The following is a 19,646-nucleotide window of genomic DNA, read 5'->3' on the forward strand; positions in this document are numbered from 1 at the left end:
TTTATAGTATCTTTATAAAAAAGAATAAAACAGTAACTATCAGATAGATATGAAACCATTTATATTTAAAAAACACGCTTTCGTATTACTTTTTACTTTCCTATGTATATCTTCTAATTATGCGAATGAAACAAAACCTACAAGATACATAACGGTATATTATTTTACCCAGCAAACCTCACAAAAAGATGGACATATAGTGTTATCTTTTGTAAAATCTATTAACTGTCAATGGGGTGATCGAGGTGAGTATGCCATTCAAAAAATGATACGAGATCATTACGATAGTTGGTTCAGATATAAACCTTGGAGCAAAGAATACAAAGCAAATGTATATGTTTATGAATCTGAAAACAGTGCAAAACAAGCGCGTAACAGAATTCATTCCTCTTCTGGTTTATATGATGACAATGACAAATATACCGATTCGTATCGATATGACTGCGACTATCATCTTTCTTTTGATGAAGAAAAAGAATGGGAAAGACAAAGACAAGCTAAAGAAGAAGAAAGAAGACAAGCTAAAGCGGAGCAAGATCGAATAGCTGCTGAAAAAAAGAGAATACAAAACGAGAAAAATACAGCCGAAGAAAAAGTAAAATTCACTAATTGGTCTAATACTACTTATAAAACACTTATTGAAAAACTAAAAGAATGGGATGCTAGCACAAAACAGTTTCTTACCGAGACACAGAGCAAATATTACTTATTCAATGGTGAACAATTACCTTCCTATTTAGACATTTACGCCTTATTAATTGAAAAAACCATATTATCGCCAACCCTACCTGCTGAAGAAAAATCGGCTATTATTAATCGGGTTTTAATAGACACATATAACTATTACAATATTTATTACGATTATAACTACAACAATGTAATTCCTGCTGACCAATTTAAAAAAATCAATACCATTTATGCCTACGGAAAAGCACAATTTGGTTTTCATCCGGCTACCAATGCATATCGCTATTTATCTGGCATTACTGTTTCTGTACCAAATCCTAATTTCTCAGAAGATATTAAAGAATTTGAAAAAAGAGGGATAGGCTATTTTGCTGAAAACAAAGTAGATTTAGCCTTATTTGAATATTTCTCAGCTTTAACGAATCACAACACCGATTTAAAAAGGGTAATTAAAATGAGAAACTTCACTGATAACACTATTCAATGGCGTATTAATTTAGGATATCTTTTGTATTACAACGGTTACTATTATGATGCTTACAGAATGTTAAACAGAGAAAGAACTACCGTAGATATACGTAATAAAAATTTTAAATCTACTTCTTATTGGGAAATCTATTCTTATGAAATTGCTGCTTTATATTATTCAGCTAATTACGACTTAGCCATACAAGAAGCTCAAAAATTTGAAGAAGCCCTTTTAAAACAATACCCAAAGAAGGAACTAATTAATTTTAATTCGATAAAAATAAGTAAAGAAAAAAATAGCTTAGCTACTGACGATATGTCTCTACAACACTGCTATTCACGTGCTTTAATATTTTGGTCAAAATCACTTTTCAAAAAAAATGACATAAAAACTTCCGCTAAAATATTGAATCCAATTGTAAAAATGATAAAAAAAGGTACTCCTATTACTTATTTTGGCAACAACGATAACCAACTTATTTATCTACTAAAAACACACGAACCTAGTTTGTATGAAAAAAACAACTTGGTTAAAGCAACTAATTATTTCAAAAAAATAAATCAAACCTATGATGAATGGGAAAAAAATACTCGTAAAAAGACCTGGGAAGAAATAAATGCGTCAAAAATTGAAGCTTTTAATAATGCCTATGATAACAAAAACGATAATCTTGCAGTAACTATTGCCAAAGAACTTTTGCCTTCTTTACGTTACGATTTTACACATGACAACATGGTTTATAAAGATCTTATGACAAAAGCAGCCTTAGCTTCCACTTGCATCAAAGAGTACGAAAGCGCTATATGTTTTTCAAATTTTGCCCAACTTTACACTGAAAACAAAGAAGAAAGTGTGGCTTATTTATTATTACTTACCAATATTATTTTAAGCAACAATTATACTTATAAACTAAATTTAGATTCGAATATTATATTTTCAAAACCCGAAGACGATAATGTAAAATATGATTTTGAAGCACTACTTACTACAGCAGCTTCCAAAAAATACGATGCAGATTATGGTTATATCATACTAGAACATATTCAACAAGAACTTTCTAGAAAAAAAGAAAAATCGATATACTTGCCTTATATTTATAATGCAATTAAAAAAACGAAACCTAAGACTATATGATTCCATTTTTTAAAAAAACAGCAGCTTGTTTTTTACTTTTTTTAACCAATTGTATTTATGCACAACTTAACAATATTACGCATTTTTCATTAATAGAGAGTGAAGAAGAATATGCTACTATGATAGAACCAGAAGATACTCTTTTCGAAAAAACAACAATTGTAGCTTTTAGAGAAGTAAATCCCATCTATATGTTAAACAATGAAATTAGCTATCATGATTTTGCTACCTTCTGTAAAAAAACAGGTAGAAAAATACCAAAACAACTCAATGGCAATAATGATTTACTTCCTGTTGTGAATGTAAATTATGCCAATGCAAATGACTATTGCAAATGGTTGTCAGACTATTATCAAATAGAATTTCGTTTACCCACAGATAAAGAATGGGAATATGCTGCAACCATTGGTTTTTCAGAAAATAAAGAAGATCAAAATGGTGTTAATAAAAATATTATTTACCGTAATAATGCTAAAAATGAAAAGCCCAATTGTATTACCTGTACACAACCTAATTTATACGGTTTATATCATATGTGTGGGAATGTTTGGGAAATAACAGAACCTTCTGATATTTATGCCAATAGCAATAGTATGATTATTATGGGAGGCAGTTTTTTTGAAGATGCAGACCATGTAAAACCCAATTCGAAATTAGAACATACTAAAGGTCTAAAAAGAGCCGATATTGGTTTTAGAATTGTAACCAGTAAAAAAGAATATGAACTATTGCGTCTTACAACAGAAATTCAAGAGATTTTTAATACTATAAATGATTCCAAATTTCCTATTTCTATAACTCCCAAAGGCATCTATAAAGAAAATCTTTTCATCGATTGGTTTAATGGATTTGAAAACTTCTATTTTAACGAAGAAAATCAAACGGCTGGTTTTTGTTGTTGGGCACAAGATATTAACAACTTAGGCAAAGAAAAAGAGTCAGAAATAACTTTTACCTTTAAAAAAGAACAACTAAAATATATTGAAAAAATAGCCTTACTTTTTAGCAGATTTTCATTTGAAAATTAAAATCTAGTTATAAACATTATTTTATTAAAAAAAAGTTCTTTTCTGTGTTGATATTTGTTGAAAGTTTTGATAAGTATAACTACTTTTGCACAACGAAAACACTGTCAAAAACAATTCCAAAACAAATGGAGTTGTTTTGATAAAAAAACAATACAACACAACACTATGAGCACAACAAAAAAAATTACTTCTGCCTTAATTTCTGTATTTGACAAAACAGGTTTAGAACCTATTGTAAAAGCACTTCACCAAAACCAAGTTATCATTTATTCCACTGGCGGAACTGAAACTTTTATTACTAATTTAGGAATCCCTGTTGTAGCAGTTGAAAACGTAACAGATTATCCCTCTATTTTAGGAGGTAGAGTAAAAACATTACATCCAAAAGTATTTGGAGGAATTTTAAATCGTCAAGATAACCCTTCAGACGTAGCACAAATGGAAGAATATAACATTCCTCAAATCGATTTAGTAATTGTTGACTTATATCCTTTTGAAAAAACGGTTGCCTCAGGAGCAAATGAATCAGATATTATTGAGAAAATAGATATTGGAGGTATTTCTTTAATTAGGGCTGCTGCCAAAAATTTCAAAGACACTGTTATTGTGCCTTCTGTAGAGGAATATAAACTTTTTTTAGATTTTTACACGAATGAAAACGGAGCGACTACAATAGAGCAAAGAAGATTATTTGCAACCAAAGCCTTCCATGTATCATCGCATTATGACACTGCTATTTTTAATTACTTTAATACAGATGAGACCTATTTAAAAACAAGTATGTCAAATGGTCAAACCTTACGATATGGTGAAAATCCACACCAAAAAGGTTTTTACTTTGGTGAATTTGATAAAATGTTTACCAAATTAAACGGGAAAGAATTATCATATAACAACTTATTAGATGTAGATGCTGCTGTTAATTTAATGAATGAATTTAAAAATGACGCTCCTACTTTTGCTATTTTAAAACACAACAATGCTTGTGGTATTGCTACAAGAAAGACCATGAAAGAAGCTTATTTGGATGCTTTAGCTGGAGATCCAACTTCTGCTTTTGGTGGTGTTTTAATAGCTAATGGTACTATCGATTTAGAAACTGCAGAGGAAATACATTCCCTTTTTTGTGAAGTAGTCATTGCACCATCTTTCGATAAAAATGCTATTGACTTACTAGAAGAAAAGAAAAACAGAATTTTACTAGTTATCAACGACATTGAATTACCCACTAAACAAGTAAGAACATGCTTAAATGGCATCTTAGTACAAGATAAAGATAATATTACCGATACTAAATCGCACTTAAAAAACGTTACTGATACAAAACCTTCTGAAGAAGAAATTGAAGATTTAATTTTTGCCTCAAAAATTTGCAAACACACAAAATCAAATACAATTGTTTTAGCAAAAAACAAACAATTATGTGCTTCTGGAACAGGGCAAACCTCCCGTGTTGATGCCTTAAAACAAGCCATTGAAAAAGCAACATCATTTGAATTTGATTTAACTGGAGCTGTAATGGCAAGTGATGCCTTTTTCCCGTTTCCAGATTGTGTAGAAATTGCGAATAAAGCAGGAATTACTTCAGTGATTCAACCTGGAGGTTCTATAAAAGACGAATTAAGTATAAATTATTGTAACGAAAACAACGTATCAATGGTATTTACTGGAACACGTCATTTTAAACATTAATTTTATTACATTTGTAAAACACGAATTTTTTTACTAACACAAAACCCTAAAAAAAGCATATGGGATTTTTTGATTTCATGACTGAGGACATCGCAATTGACCTTGGTACAGCAAACACCTTAATCATACACAACGACAAAGTAGTAATCGATAGCCCTTCTATTGTTGCTCGGGATCGTATTAGTGGAAAAATAATAGCCGTAGGTAAAGAGGCTAATATGATGCAAGGAAAAACACATGAAAACATTAAAACAATAAGGCCTTTAAAAGATGGGGTTATTGCCGATTTTGATGCTTCAGAAAAAATGATAAGTATGCTTATTAAAAGTATTCCTGCATTAAAAAAGAAACTATTTACACCTGCTTTACGAATGGTAATTTGTATACCTTCAGGAATTACTGAAGTAGAAATGCGTGCTGTAAAAGAATCGGCTGAGCGTGTAAATGGAAAAGAAGTGTATCTAATACATGAACCTATGGCTGCTGCTATTGGTATCGGTGTCGATATCATGCAACCAAAAGGAAATATGATTGTAGATATTGGTGGAGGTACAACAGAAATTGCAGTAATCGCATTAGGTGGTATTGTTTGTGATAAATCAGTAAAAATTGCTGGTGATGTATTTACAAATGATATTATTTACTATATGAGAACACAACACAATTTATTTGTGGGTGAAACAACTGCTGAAAAAATTAAAATTCAAATAGGTGCTGCAACTGAGGATTTAGACAGTCCACCAGAAGAAATGCAAGTACAAGGAAGAGATTTATTAACTGGCAAACCAAAACAAGTTGACATCTCTTATAGAGAAATAGCAAAAGCCTTAGACAAATCGATACAAAGAATTGAAGATGCAGTTATGGAAACACTATCACAAACACCTCCAGAATTAGCTGCTGACATCTACAACACGGGTATTTATTTAGCTGGTGGTGGTTCTATGTTAAGAGGTCTAGACAAGCGTATCTCTATTAAAACTGATTTACCTGTATACATTGCTGAAGATCCATTAAGAGCTGTAGTAAGAGGCACAGGAATAGCATTAAAAAATCTTGGTAAATACAAAAGCATCCTTATAAAATAAACATAATTCATGCAGCAAATAATTTATTTCTTTATAAAAAACAGCTATAGATTGCTGTTTTTGCTGCTTTTGGGTATTTCATTTGCACTTATTATCAGGTCTCATTCTTTCCACAGAAGTGAGTATATAAATAGTGCCAATAGTATCACTGGTGGAGTATATGAAAATATAAATTCTATAAACGAATATCTTAGCTTAAGAGAAAAAAACGAATTACTTGCTGAAGAAAATGCAAGATTAAAGGAGATTTTATTTAATAAAAAAGACACAGTACTCGATGCAAAGAACTTAAAGTATAAAGATGTATTATTTTATACTGTTTCTAAAGCAAAAGTTATTAAGAACTCTTACAATACAAGACAAAATTTTTTAACTATTAATGCTGGAACAAAAGACAGTATTAAGAGTGGCATGGGAGTTGTAAATGATCATGGCATTGTAGGGATTACTGAAAAAACATCAAAAAATTATGCCACTATTATTAGTATTTTAAACATTGACGTTAAGATTAATGCCAAAATAAAAAACTCAGATCATTTTGGTACTTTAAGTTGGGATGGAAAAAATGCCGGTTATGTACAATTAACTGATGTACCTCGATTAGCAAATATAAAAAAAGGAGATTCAATTGTAACTGGTGCCGAATCAAAAATATTTCCAGAGAATATTCCAATTGGAAAAATCGACAAAGTTTTCATTAATAAAAAAACAAATTATTATACCATAAATGTAAGATTGTTTAACGACATGACAGCTTTAGGCTACGTTTACATCATTGGTAATACAGAAAAAGAAGAAATTGAAGCACTAGAATAAGACATAACTAACAATAAGCATTGAATAACAACATCTTAAATATAATTCGTTTTGTATTACTTATTTTTTTACAAGTAATCTTATTCAACAACATCCATATGTTTGGGTTTGCCAACCCATACCCCTATATTTTATACATTTTATTGTTCCCAGTTAATGGCAATAAAAACATTTTGTTAATCAGTAGTTTTTTTCTAGGATTAATTATCGATATGTTTTGCAATTCAGGAGGAATACATGCCATGGCCTGTACCACTTTAGCTTTTGTAAGACCAAACTTATTTCGTTTTTCTTTTGGAATTAGTTATGAATATCAAACCGTAAAAATTGCCGATAAAATAACTTCTGAAAGAATTTCATACATTCTTTTAGCCATCTTTATACATCATTTTATTTTATTTCTATTTGAGTATTTTAGATTTACATTATTTTTTGAAATCATCTATTCCACATTAGTTTCAACCATCCTTTCCTTTATTATTTGTTTACTGATTATTTATCTTATCAAACCTAACAAAAGATGAGAAAAATTGTATTACCATCGATTATAATTGTTGCTGCTGTAGTATTAATTGCTCGCATTTTTTATTTGCAAATAATTGATGATTCGTTAAAATTAAAATCAGAAAATAACGCCATAAAAAAGGTTTTTGATTTTCCTGAAAGAGGATATATTTATGATCGTAACGACAAATTACTGGTTGCTAATCAACCATCTTATGATATTATGGTCATTCCTAGAGAAATAAAAAATTTAGACACTTTAGATTTTTGTAATTTATTAAAAATAGACAAGGAAGAATTTTTACAAAAAATCAAAAAAGCCACCACATATAGCCCAAGATTACCTTCTGTTTTTTTAGCTCAATTAAATAAAAAGGAATACGCTGCTTTTCAAGAAAAAGAAAGAAAATTTGAAGGTTTTTATACTCAAAAAAGAGCACTCAGGGATTATCAAGTAAATTTTGGGGCCAATATTTTTGGCTTCATCACCCAAGTAAATGAAGCCATCATTAAGAAAAACCCATACTACAATAGTGGTGATTTAATTGGAAAACAAGGTGTTGAGCAGGAATATGAAGATATCTTAAGAGGTGTTAAAGGTGTAAAGTATCTTTTAAGAGATAAATACAATAAAGTAATTGGACCCTATAAAGAAGGAAAGTTTGACACACTTTCACAACAAGGTAAAGATTTAACCCTTACTATTGATTATGAGTTACAAAAATATGGCACCGAATTAATGGTCAATAAACGCGGAGGCATTGTTGCTATTGAACCAAAAAGTGGAGAAATATTAGCACTAGTCTCTGCACCTACATATGATCCTGCATTACTAGTAGGAAGACAACGTTCCAAAAACTATACTGCTTTATACCATGATTCTATTGCAAATCCTCTATTCGACAGAGGTTTATTAGCGCAGTATCCTCCTGGATCACCTTTTAAAATAGTAACTGGATTAATTGGTTTACAAGAAGAGGTTGTTACACCAGAAACTGGTTTTGTATGTCATCATGGTTTTTCTTATGGTGCTGGACGATTCATGAAATGTCATGATTCCGGGTTATCTAAATTAAATAATGGAATATACAATTCTTGTAACACCTATTTCTGTAGTGTGTATCGCAACACCATAGATAAATTTAAAAATTCTTCTAAGGGTGTTGATATATGGTCTAATCATGTTAAAAGTTTTGGTTTAGGAAATTATATGGGGACTGATTTACCCATTGGAAAAAAAGGAAACATTCCCACTTCAAAAACATATGAACGTTTATACCCTAATGGTGGTTGGAAAGGTTCTACTATAATTTCGAATGGAATTGGTCAAGGAGAAATCTTAACCACGCCTCTTCAACTAGCTAATATGATGGCTGTAGTGGCTAATAAGGGATATTATTTTACACCGCATATTGTAAAAAAAATAAAAAATCAACCCTTAGACAAGAAATTCACAACCAAACATTATACTACAGTAGATGCCAAATATTTTGAACCTGTTATCGAAGGATTAGCAGATGTTTACAATAAAGGAACCGCCGCTAGTTTAAAAGTTAAAGACATGCAAATTTGTGGCAAAACAGGTACAGCCGAAAACAAAATACGTGTTGCAGGCAAAACATATCAATTAAAAGACCATTCTATTTTTGTTGCCTTTGCACCGAAAGAAAACCCTACTATTGCCATTGCAGTTTTTGTCGAAAATGGGTATTGGGGGAATCGTTTTGCGGGACCTATAGCTACTTTAATGATTGAAAAATATGTTAACGGTGAAATTACAAGAAAAGATTTAGAAACAAGAATGTTTAGTCAATCTTTAGAAGACGAATACAAAAAAATAGAAAACATAATTTATCAAAGGTTTTCAGAAACCACATCAGTACAAGACATAAAACCAAGTGTAACATTAAAAGAAGAGGAGGTTAATTAAATGAGAGGTAAAAGCATTGGCAATATAGATTGGATAATTGTTCTTTTATACATTGCTCTTGTGGTAATGGGTTGGTTAACTATTTATTCTGCTTCATTACCATTAGAAGCGACCTCTGTTTTTGACACAAAACAAACCTATGGAAGACAAATGCTTTTCATTTTTCTAAGTATTCCATTAATTCTTATTTTACTTTTTTTAGATGCCAAAATATTTGAACGTTTTTCTTTTGTCTTTTACGGTATAGGCGTTCTACTTCTCCTAGGGTTATTTATTTTTGGGGTTACCAAAAAAGGGCAAACCAACTGGTATCAATTTGGCGGTTTTGGTTTTCAACCATCAGAATTTGTAAAAACCGGAACAGCCTTGTTATTGGCCAAATATTTAAGTTTTTCACAAATAAACTTAAAAAATGTTCAACATCAAATGATTGGTTTTGGCATTATATTACTCCCCGTTTTCTTGATTCTCTTACAACCAGATGCGGGAAGCGCCATGATTTTTTTATCCTTAATTTTTGTATTAAATAGAGAAGGGTTACCTGCTTGGTATTTAGCATCGGGCTTTGGTGCCATAATCGTTTTCTTTTTAGCACTTAAAATAGACCCAAAATACATTATTGCTGGTATTGCAATAATTATGCTATTATACTATCTAAAAATGAAACGAATTAAAAGAAACACTATTCTTTTTTTCATCATTTTTACTGTCATATCTGGATTTGTTTTTTCTGTAAATTATGTTTACAATAATGTCTTAGAACCACATCAAAAAGACAGAATAGATGTCTTACTTGGCAAGAATGTAGATATAAAAAAAGAAGGGTATAATTTAAATCAATCCATGATTACTATTGGATCTGGAGGTTTAACTGGGAAAGGGTATTTAGAAGGTACTCAAACCAAAGGAGGCTTCGTTCCAGAACAACATACCGATTATATTTTTACAACGGTAGGAGAAGAATGGGGCTTTATTGGTAGCACTACAGTAATACTTATTTTTGTAACTTTATTTCTAAGGATTATTGTTCAAGCTGAAAAACAAAAGACAAAATTTAGCAGGGTGTATGGTTATTGTGTTGCCAGTTATTTGTTTACTCATTTCTTTGTAAATATTGCCATGTTAATTAAACTCTTCCCAACCATAGGTGTTCCCTTACCTTTTTTCTCATATGGTGGTTCTAGTTTATGGGCTTTTACAATAATGCTATTTATTTTTGTAAAACTCGATGCAAATAAAGTAAATGAATGGTAATAGAATAGGTTTTTTAATTATTATAAATTATTTTATAACCTATATCTATACCTAAACTCTTTTGATCTAAACTTTGATTTTTAATTTTAAAGTTATATTCCGAAATAGGTAGCCAATTATTTGATTCAGAAAATTCATATCTTAAAAAACACCTAGCATTATCCATTTCTATTAAAGGAATTAAAGGCATTAAGTTTTTTGAAATTTTTCTTATTTCGTCTTTATATTGATTTTTTTTGTAAGGCAACTCAACAATTAATCTATCCTCATCATCTACATTTCCCATAAATTTAACACTTACAAATAACCCTTCGGATGGAATGGAAATTTCATTTAATTCAATTGTAAAATCAGTATCATTATGGTCTGAATCAATTACTTTTGTAAATGAAAATTCTGGTAAACACTCATAAGGTTTATAATCTTTTGAAGAATAAACATTTATTGCAATTAAATCTTTAAAATGCTTTGGAACTAATTTTTGCTTTCCATCCTTAAATTCAAAACTTTTATTGATAATTGGAATAGTAACCAACTTCAAAAATGAATTATTATGCCCATCATTGTCAATAAAAAAACAAAATTCCAAGCCCACAGACGGAAAAATAGTTTTAGTAAAATCGCCATGGTTTTTTGCTATTTTACTTTTTTGTTTTAATTTTAAACTACTCTCTCTTTTTGTAAGAAAAACTTCTTTTAAAATAAGATTCTTAGATTTCAATAAAATAGAATCTTTTATTTCACTTTTGTTTAGAATTGAGTCTTTGTAACTCAAATGAGAAACTATAAATCGATCAGGTAAAACATTATAATCTACAAATCCATCTTCATTGGAATAAACTCCGTAACCATTCATAAAATCTATAGAGACATTTGCAATTGGACTATTATGTTCTGAATCACATATTACAATTTGTTTAGATTGAGAATAGACCATATTAACTAATAATACAAATAAAAACTTTATGTTCATTTTTTATTTAAGATATAAAGTGGCTTTCAAAATTTGCTTGTTAATTCTACAATCTATTTTTGCAAAATTAGATGTAAAAAAAAGGAATGCCTAGTAAAAAACTATTCTGATAAATATTTATTTAATTCAATTCTAATTTCTTTACTATCTGGACTTGGAGCATTACTATTAATTAGCTCACCTTTTTTATTATAAATTAAATATCTTGGAATTGATTTTAACTGTAAATCTCTATAAAAATTTGCTTCAGGATAGTTTACACACAAATAACTGTCTTTATACGGTAATTCTTCATTCTGCATAGCTTTTTGCCACGCGTCAAAGTTTCTATCAATACTTAAATATAAGAATTTGACATTTTTATTCTTGTAATATTGCTGAAGCTGATGAGATGAAGGCATTAATTCCCTACATGGCGCGCACCAACTTGCCCAAAAATCAACATAGATGACTTTACCTTTGTTTTCATTTATAAATGTTTCTAATTTACTTTTTATTTTTTTGGGATTTATTAAAATAACCTCATCAGTATTTTTCTTTAATTCAGCAAGATTGATCAAATACTTACCTTCGAGTTCCTCTATTAAATTCTCACCTAAAGAGCTTTTTTTTAATTTTTCAAAATACTCATTAATATCTGAAACATTAGAATATTGAAGTAAATCATTAAAATAATGATATAATAAAAAGGCTTTGTTCTTTTCTGAAATCTCTTTACTCATCAAAACATTATCGAATTGCTTCTTATCATCAAAGTGTGATCCAAATTTTTCTTTAATAAGAACAGGAGGGAATATTTTATTAAAATGCTCTATAACCAATAATCTATTAAAAGGTAAACTCAAGTTAATATCTTGTAATAAAATAGAATTATCCGAATTTTCATTTTCTTCAATTTTTTTTAATATATAATTATAATCTTCATTATAAATATCAAAATACTCTTTGGAAATTTTTTTCTGATTATAAATATCTTTTAAGTCTTTACTATATTTTTTTAAAACTTCTATATTTTTCAATCTGAAATCTTTCTTTTCAATATCTGTTAAAAATCGTTTATTATTTAGAAAAAAAATATTTTCATCTTCGATAATTTCTGATTTTATATTATAATCAACAAAATAATTAATATCTGATTTTTCATTTCGATTTATTATTGAACAATAAGGAGCATCATTCTTATAATCAAAAACGACTATATCTCCTGGTTTAAAAATGTAATAAGAATGATGATAAAAATGATACCCATGAAATATGATTACATCTTTTTTTGTACTAATTTTAAGGGTATCAGTCTTATTAAGATTACGTTTTGGTAATTCTCTTTCAACAAACTCGTCTTTTACAGTATAATAGAGCGTATTTGTTTTTAAAGATTTTGAACCTATAGCGCTTACTAAAGTATCTTTTTTAAAAGTTCTTTGTTTAAAAATTAATGTGATAATCGAATCATTTTTAGTTTCTGTAGTATTTCCCATCTGTACATTTTTCTTGCAAGAAAAAGAAGATAAGATTAAAAAGACTATTAAAAAAAAGCTATATTTTTCATTCTATTTGAAATAAACATTTGAAATTTGAAAAAGATAAAAGCTATCTCACAATTATAGTAAGATAGCTTTTCGTTATTAATAATTAGTATTAATTAAGCCAAGATGCAGTAGAACAGCTAGCACAACACCATTGCACTCTATATCCAGCATTTGTACCATTAGTAATTATATCATTAACAGTTGCTTTATCAATATCATAACTTAAAACTTGTTGTCCATTAGATGCAGTAACCAAAGCAGCACAAGTTCCACCTTCAGCTAAACTACCGTTAAGGTTTTTTCATCTGTTTCTTACTTAATACGGTAACTCCTTGTAAACTTAAAATTGATTTTTTCATACTTGTAAATTAAATAAATTGAAATTACTCAAACTATTAAAGTCAGTTGAGTTTCTGGCTACTTTTGCAAAAATATCTTGAAAATTAAATGTATTATTATATATCTACAACGAAAAACATACTTACTTTAGTATCAACAAAGTATAGTTTAAGTTGTTAAATTTAACGACAATAAAAATCAGTTATTTTTGTTCTTTCTTTTTTTCATTACTTCTACCAAAAATATCCCTAAACTGATATAAAAAACGTTCTATTAAACGTAAATCTTCGGTAACTATATCTGCAGTTCCTATCATTTCTTGTTGAAAGATAATCTTCTTTTCATAAGAAGTATCCAAACCATTTGGCAAGGACACATCAATTAACAAATTGCCTTCTTTATCAGGAGTGGCAGAAATATTTGAAACCACACCTTTTACAACACCATATTCTCTATCTGGAAAATTGGCCAATCTGATATTAACCGTTTGCCCTTTCTTTATTTTACCAGAATTTTGTGCCAATGCTTTTACTTTTCCAATATACACTTTTTCATTTATAGGTACTACTGAAAAAACTAAATCACCAGCTGTTACAGATTGATTTTGAGACCATAATTGCAAAAAGGAAACTTTACCATTCATTGAAGTTCGTAAAACATAATTTAATTCCCAATCCTTTATTGCCTTTTTTAATTGAAAAAAAGATTGTAAAACATTCCGTTCTAAGTTTATCGCATCTTTGGTTGCATTTATTGATGTACTTTTACTGTTTTTATTTAAATCATTCAAAGAGGATTTTAATTGGGAAATAGAAGATAATAGATTTTTATAATTCTTTTGAGATTGCAAATAAGTAATTTTAGACTTCTCAAATTCTTGAGCAGCAATAACTCCTTTTTTATATAATAATTCTTGTCGGTCTAATTGACTCTTCTCTAATTCTAATTCTGTTTGATTAATGCTTTTTTGAGATTCTAACAATTGTAAACGTTCTTTTAGCTGACTTGCTTCAAATCCTTGCGCTCTTGACTCAACCTGATAGGGTTTTAGCAACTTCTGTAAATCATTAGCACTATACTCTTTCTGAAAAAGAGCATACGCACTTTCTATGTCTCCTAATTGAGAAAATTTTAATTTTTCAAAAGGAAATGGTGTTCTATTAATTTGTATGGTATCTATAATATTTTTAAGTATAAAAACATCATTATAATTTGCAGTATTTTCTATTACTGCTAAAGGGGTATTTTTTGTAACAATACTATTATCGCTTACTAACATCGCTTCTATTCTACCAGAAGTTCTTGCAATTAATTTTTCGGGAGGTATAGCAGTAGTAATTGTTATTTGGGTAGCATTAATATCAGGATATTTAATAAAATATGAAAACAGTAATAGTAGTAATAGTAATAGTAAAATTACTAAATTTCCCCATCGGATCATCCAATGAGGTACTTTAGTTAGAATTTCTTGAACTTGTTCACTTCTTAACTCTAAATCATCTGTAGCTGTATCGGTGTTATTATGTATTTCGTTTGGCATTATATCTTAAAAAATCTTTTATAAATGTAATAGATACTTTTCTTTTATAGTGATATTTGGCATTTCTAACTGCCTAACTGCAATTGATTTTTCACTAATTTAAAATAGCTCCCCTGCAATGCAACTAATTCATCATGTGTTCCCGTTTCGATTATTTTCCCTTTTTCTAAAACCACTATTTTATCGGCATTCATTACAGTACTTAAACGATGCGCTATAACAAGAACCGTTTTATCTTTAAAAAAAACATCTAGTTTTTCCATAATTTCTTTTTCATTATTAGCATCTAAAGCACTCGTAGCCTCATCAAAGAATAGCATTTCCGGATTTTTATAAACCGCTCTAGCTATAAGCAACCTTTGTTTTTGCCCTGTACTCATACCAATACCTTCTGAACCTATTTTAGTGTTATAACGCAGAGGATAATCGTCTATAAACTCTTTTATGTTAGCAACATTTGCAGCATATTGCAACCTTTCTTTATCAATTACATCAACACCTACAGCGATATTGTTAGCAATAGTATCACTAAAAATATAACCTTCTTGCATTACAGATCCAATATGATTTCTCCATGCTTTTTGAGAAATATTCTTCAATGAAGTTTTATTAATTATAACATCTCCTTCTTGAGGTTCATAAAACTTCAACAATAATTTCATTAAAGTAGTTTTCCCACTTCCACTTGTTCCTACAATAGCAGTTACTTTTTTAGTAGGTATTACTAAATTTAAATTATTTAAAACTGGAACATCTGAACCAGTATATCTAAAAGACAAATCTTTAATTACAATGTCACTTTCTGGAATTTCCTTTGTTTTTTCGTGCTCATCTTCAACTTCATCTTTCATTTCATGAATTTCTGACAATCTGGCTAAAGAAATTTTAGCATCTTGCAATTCTCTAATAAAATTTATCAATTGAACAATTGGACCATTTAAACTACCTACAATACTTGTAATTGCCATCATTTCACCTATAGAGAGTCCGTCATTTATTACAGCTAAAGCCGATAGAAAAATAATGATAATGTTTTTAAGTTCGTTTATAAAATTAGAACCAATACCTTGTGTTTGTTCTAATACTAAACTTTTCATAGAAACTCGGAATAATCTTGCTTGAATATATTCCCAGCCCCATCTTTTTTGTTTCTCCGCATTGTGAAGTTTAATTTCTTGCATTCCATTAATTAATTCAATCACTTTGCTTTGCTCTTGAGATACTTCAGAAAATCGCTTATAATCCAGTTTTTCTCTTCTTTTTAAGAACAAAATTACCCATAAGAAATACAAAAGACTTCCTACAAAAAACACGGCAAAAATCCCAAGATTATAATAGGCTAAAACACCTCCCATCAACACCATATTAACCATAGAAAACAAAACATTTAAGGAAGATGTAGTTAAAATTCTTTCAATTCTACGGTGGTCATTAATGCGTTGCATGATATCTCCAGTCATTTTTACATCAAAATAGGAAATAGGTAAATTCATTAATTTGATAAAGAAATCTGAAATTAAGGCAATATTAATTCGTGTGGATAAGTGCAATAAAATCCAGCTTCTAATTAATTCTAATGCTGTTTTTCCAAAAAACAAAAACAATTGGGCTAATAAGACCAAATAAATAAAATGGATATTTTGATTTTGAATACCAACATCTACTACATTCTGGGTAAGAAAAGGAAAAATTAACTGAAGTAAACTCCCTGCTAATAAGCCAATAGCTAATTGAATAACAAAAGCTTTATACCTAAAAATATATTTAGAGAGCAAATTAAACCCAAATTTAGTCTTACCTTCTTCGTCTTTGTCTAAGTCAAACTCAGACTCATAAAATTTAGGTGTAGGTTCGAGTAAAAGAGCAATACCTTCCTCGGTTTTTTCGTCTGCATTATTACCTATCCAAAATTTTAAAAACTCCTGCTTGTCATAGGCTATAAGACCAATCGCTGGATCTGAAATATAGTATTTGTTTTTTTTAATTTTGTAAAGTACTACATAATGGTTTTTGTTCCAATGTAGAATACATGGCAATGGAGCCTCTGCTAATTTTTCTAATGAAATTTTTATTCCTAGTGATCGAAAACCTATATTTTCTGCAGCATCACTTAAAGTTAGTAAATTACTTCCTTCTCTGGTTGTTTCAGATAATTCGCGAAGCATTTGTGTATTGAGTACCTTTCCATTATATTTCGCAATAATTTTTAAACAGGTAGGACCACAATCTTTACTTTCAGTTTGTATATAATACGGAAATTTTCTCAAGTGTTTGTTTAGATTTTTTTCCAAAAATAATTAAAAGAAGTGCTGAAAAAAAACTTTATTCTGGATTTATAGTTCAAAAAAATGATAAAAAAAGCAGTAGAGGAAAAATTCCCTCTACTACTAAATTTTTATTATAATCCACAAGCCGAAGTACAGCATTCTACGGTACTACAATATTTTTTAAACACATTATTACAGTAACAAGGAAACGATGCTTCAATAGGTTCTACTTTAGCTCCTACAACCATTTTTTGTTCGTTTTTAGATAAAATTTGTGCGCCTTCTAAATTTAAAATTGTTTTTTTCATGATATATTTATTTATATTTAAAATGTTACTAAATTAAGAACAATAAGAGTACCCGCTAGGATGTAATGTACACCTATAAGGTGCATAACAAACCACTATTTGTCCGTTTTGACCTTCTTCTGAACAAAGTTCTCCTCTTCCAGAACCTCCTGCTACCATTTTTAGCTCATTCTTTGATAATTTTTGAGCATTAGGTAAATTTAAAATTGATTTTTTCATATAAACTGTTTTTATAATTAACAAGATCCAACTCTACAGGTATTAGTACTACCTCCTAACCAAACTCCAAACTCTTCATTCTCACACTGATATTGAGTTGTGTTATGAATAAAATACATGTTTTCACATGTTCCGCCATTAACTTTCTTTTGTTCCATTTTTGACAAAGTTCGAACACCTGCCAAATTTAAAATTGATGTTTTCATAATTTATATATTATAATTTGTTAATGCTATCCTTTTTTTAAGTCAACTATAGCATTTGACTATCGTTGCAACAATATTTTGTTAAGCTAAAATAGCTTCTTGTTTTTCTTCTAACTCGGAAAGAAAATATTTCAATTCAGATAAGTCGTATTCTTGTGGATATAATTGAGAATTTACTAATTTTACTGGTGTATAATTATATTCATTACTCATGCACCATTGGTACTGTGCCCGCAAATCACTCTCAACAGTTGGATCAATTTCTGTTTTAACCCACTTTTCTTTCCATTCTTTTAAAGTCATTCTCAGAATATGCCAATCCTGTAATGCTTCTAAAACTTGTTCTGGCTGATGCTTATTAATATGAAATAAGGTCTTTGCAACAATACCATAAGGATTTTCTTGATTATCAACATTCAAATTAAAAAAAACATGCAGCTTCAGCTTATTAGGATATTGTTCTAATAACTTTATTCCTTCAGCAAAGGCAGTATGACAATGACCACAACTCGGACTTAAAATTAAATCTATGGTTACCAATGCAGTGGTATCTCCTAATACTATCTTCTCTAAACTATTATAAATAATTGGATCCATTATAGGTTGTTCCAAGGAAGAAAAAATAGAAAAATTACGCTTAAACTTTAATAACTTTACATTTTCTTGCTCTAAGGAAGCCTTTTTCAATACAATAGGCTTAATAAAAAACCAAATAGGAAACACTAATACGACTGCTTGAAAAAACACTTTATAATCAAAATTGAAATCTCTAGTGTAAAAAACAAACAAAGACGATTGTAAAACCAATAACAAACCAATCCCTAAGCACAAAACACACCATTTTCTTAACTTTACTTTTTGTAGCCAAATGGAATACCCAACAACAGGCAAAGAAAGCAAGCTCATAAAATTTAATATCCCAAAGGATGCAGGTGACAATTGAAATAACACTAAACTAGTTCCAAAAAAAAGAAGTGGCAAATCTGAAAAATCTAACCAAGATGTTAATTTTGAACTATCCGATTTAATCACCGAATCGCAAGAGGTATGTTCGCTAAAGGAACATATTTTGGAAAGAACCCCTTCTGTTTTATTTAGTTTCTCATCTATAACAGCTATTCCTAAAAACAAACCTACTGCACTAACTGCAAAATACAACAGGTAGAAAGGATTTACAATTGGAAGCTGAAATAAAAATAGTATAAGAAATAATATTCCTAATAAAACATATTTGTTATTTTTTATGGCTCCAGTTTGTATAGTCTTTGCAGTATCATTTGGTTCAATTGCTACAACAATGCCATTCCATTGTAATAAGAAAGAATCGATAGATAGTTTTTGTTTTACTCCCTTTTCTTTCTCAATAATAACTTCAGAATCTTTTTTGAGAACCAAAACAATCTCATCTGAAACAACCGCTAAAAAACTATCAGGAAGTGCTTCAAACTGCTCTTTAGGTACTTGAGCCGCCACATTTTCAACTTGTAATAAATCTAACGAATCAGTAACTGCATACAAGCTAGGATAATTAGGGTGAGATAAAAAAAGATTCTCAAAATCAGAACGCTCTTCCTTATAATGGTTTATTTGCAGAAATTTTTGTACTATCGAAATCATAAATAATAAATTAAAAAAAGGATAGTATGCTTAGAAAATTAATACA

The 19,646-nt window shown here is 29.4% G+C and carries 17 protein-coding genes; 8 read left to right on the forward strand and 9 right to left on the reverse strand.

The genetic code is table 11. The features are described 5' to 3' along the window. The first annotated feature begins 49 nt into the window (after positions 1–49). The 8 genes from CX675_RS13120 (at position 50) to rodA (ending at position 10,602) form a co-directional block, all read left to right on the forward strand. Positions 50–2,290: a hypothetical protein gene (locus CX675_RS13120; protein WP_130735700.1), complete on the forward strand. Its 2,241-nt coding sequence runs from the start codon at positions 50–52 to the stop codon at positions 2,288–2,290. After that, positions 2,287–3,318: an SUMF1/EgtB/PvdO family nonheme iron enzyme gene (locus CX675_RS13125; RefSeq protein ID WP_130735701.1), complete on the forward strand. Its 1,032-nt coding sequence runs from the start codon at positions 2,287–2,289 to the stop codon at positions 3,316–3,318. The genes CX675_RS13120 and CX675_RS13125 overlap by 4 nt, the downstream gene beginning before the upstream one ends. Before the next feature lie 165 nt (positions 3,319–3,483). Beyond that, positions 3,484–5,010: a bifunctional phosphoribosylaminoimidazolecarboxamide formyltransferase/IMP cyclohydrolase gene (gene purH / locus CX675_RS13130; protein WP_130735702.1), complete on the forward strand. Its 1,527-nt coding sequence runs from the start codon at positions 3,484–3,486 to the stop codon at positions 5,008–5,010. A 59-nt stretch (positions 5,011–5,069) separates the two neighbouring features. Further along, positions 5,070–6,098, forward strand: coding sequence for a rod shape-determining protein (locus CX675_RS13135; protein ID WP_130735703.1), 1,029 nt, complete (start codon positions 5,070–5,072; stop codon positions 6,096–6,098). A gap of 9 nt (positions 6,099–6,107) precedes the next feature. Then, the gene (gene mreC / locus CX675_RS13140; protein ID WP_130735704.1) at positions 6,108–6,914 is read left to right on the forward strand and encodes a rod shape-determining protein MreC; all 807 of its coding nucleotides are present in this window, start codon (positions 6,108–6,110) and stop codon (positions 6,912–6,914) included. Positions 6,915–6,934: 20 nt separating this feature from the next. Beyond that, positions 6,935–7,438: a rod shape-determining protein MreD gene (locus CX675_RS13145; protein ID WP_130735705.1), complete on the forward strand. Its 504-nt coding sequence runs from the start codon at positions 6,935–6,937 to the stop codon at positions 7,436–7,438. Then, positions 7,435–9,348: a penicillin-binding protein 2 gene (gene mrdA, locus CX675_RS13150; RefSeq protein ID WP_130735706.1), complete on the forward strand. Its 1,914-nt coding sequence runs from the start codon at positions 7,435–7,437 to the stop codon at positions 9,346–9,348. Before CX675_RS13145 ends, mrdA begins: the two co-directional genes overlap by 4 nt. Then, complete coding sequence (gene rodA, locus CX675_RS13155; protein WP_130735707.1) at positions 9,349–10,602, forward strand: rod shape-determining protein RodA; 1,254 nt, start codon at positions 9,349–9,351, stop codon at positions 10,600–10,602. It abuts the gene before it with no gap. A gap of 13 nt (positions 10,603–10,615) precedes the next feature. Here the strand turns inward: rodA and CX675_RS13160 are convergent, their stop codons facing one another. From CX675_RS13160 to CX675_RS13190, 9 genes are all read right to left on the reverse strand, one after another. Further along, positions 10,616–11,575: a hypothetical protein gene (locus CX675_RS13160; protein ID WP_130735708.1), complete on the reverse strand. Its 960-nt coding sequence runs from the start codon at positions 11,573–11,575 to the stop codon at positions 10,616–10,618. A 101-nt stretch (positions 11,576–11,676) separates the two neighbouring features. Then, positions 11,677–13,053 carry a TlpA disulfide reductase family protein gene (locus CX675_RS13165; protein WP_130735709.1) on the reverse strand — a complete coding sequence of 459 codons (1,377 nt, stop codon included), beginning with the start codon at positions 13,051–13,053 and terminating at the stop codon, positions 11,677–11,679. A 160-nt stretch (positions 13,054–13,213) separates the two neighbouring features. Continuing rightward, positions 13,214–13,360, reverse strand: a complete 147-nt coding sequence (locus CX675_RS19855) for a hypothetical protein (protein ID WP_165396046.1) — start codon at positions 13,358–13,360, stop codon at positions 13,214–13,216. A 285-nt stretch (positions 13,361–13,645) separates the two neighbouring features. Then, on the reverse strand, positions 13,646–14,983 hold the full coding sequence (locus tag CX675_RS13170; RefSeq protein ID WP_130735710.1) for an HlyD family secretion protein: 1,338 nt from the start codon (positions 14,981–14,983) through the stop codon (positions 13,646–13,648). Positions 14,984–15,048: 65 nt separating this feature from the next. Beyond that, positions 15,049–17,250: a peptidase domain-containing ABC transporter gene (locus CX675_RS13175; protein WP_130735711.1), complete on the reverse strand. Its 2,202-nt coding sequence runs from the start codon at positions 17,248–17,250 to the stop codon at positions 15,049–15,051. 131 nt (positions 17,251–17,381) lie between these two features. Further along, the gene (locus tag CX675_RS19860) at positions 17,382–17,558 is read right to left on the reverse strand and encodes a hypothetical protein (RefSeq protein ID WP_165396047.1); all 177 of its coding nucleotides are present in this window, start codon (positions 17,556–17,558) and stop codon (positions 17,382–17,384) included. 33 nt (positions 17,559–17,591) lie between these two features. Then, entirely contained in the window at positions 17,592–17,777 is a 186-nt protein-coding gene (locus CX675_RS13180) for a hypothetical protein (protein WP_130735712.1), read from the reverse strand. Positions 17,778–17,794: 17 nt separating this feature from the next. Continuing rightward, positions 17,795–17,983 carry a hypothetical protein gene (locus CX675_RS13185; RefSeq protein ID WP_130735713.1) on the reverse strand — a complete coding sequence of 63 codons (189 nt, stop codon included), beginning with the start codon at positions 17,981–17,983 and terminating at the stop codon, positions 17,795–17,797. An 81-nt stretch (positions 17,984–18,064) separates the two neighbouring features. Then, complete coding sequence (locus tag CX675_RS13190; RefSeq protein WP_130735714.1) at positions 18,065–19,600, reverse strand: vitamin K epoxide reductase family protein; 1,536 nt, start codon at positions 19,598–19,600, stop codon at positions 18,065–18,067. Positions 19,601–19,646 lie beyond the last annotated feature (46 nt).

Origin of the sequence: Flavobacterium sp. J27 (assembly GCF_004303025.1) — a bacterium.
In the GTDB taxonomy this organism is placed as follows: domain Bacteria; phylum Bacteroidota; class Bacteroidia; order Flavobacteriales; family Flavobacteriaceae; genus Flavobacterium.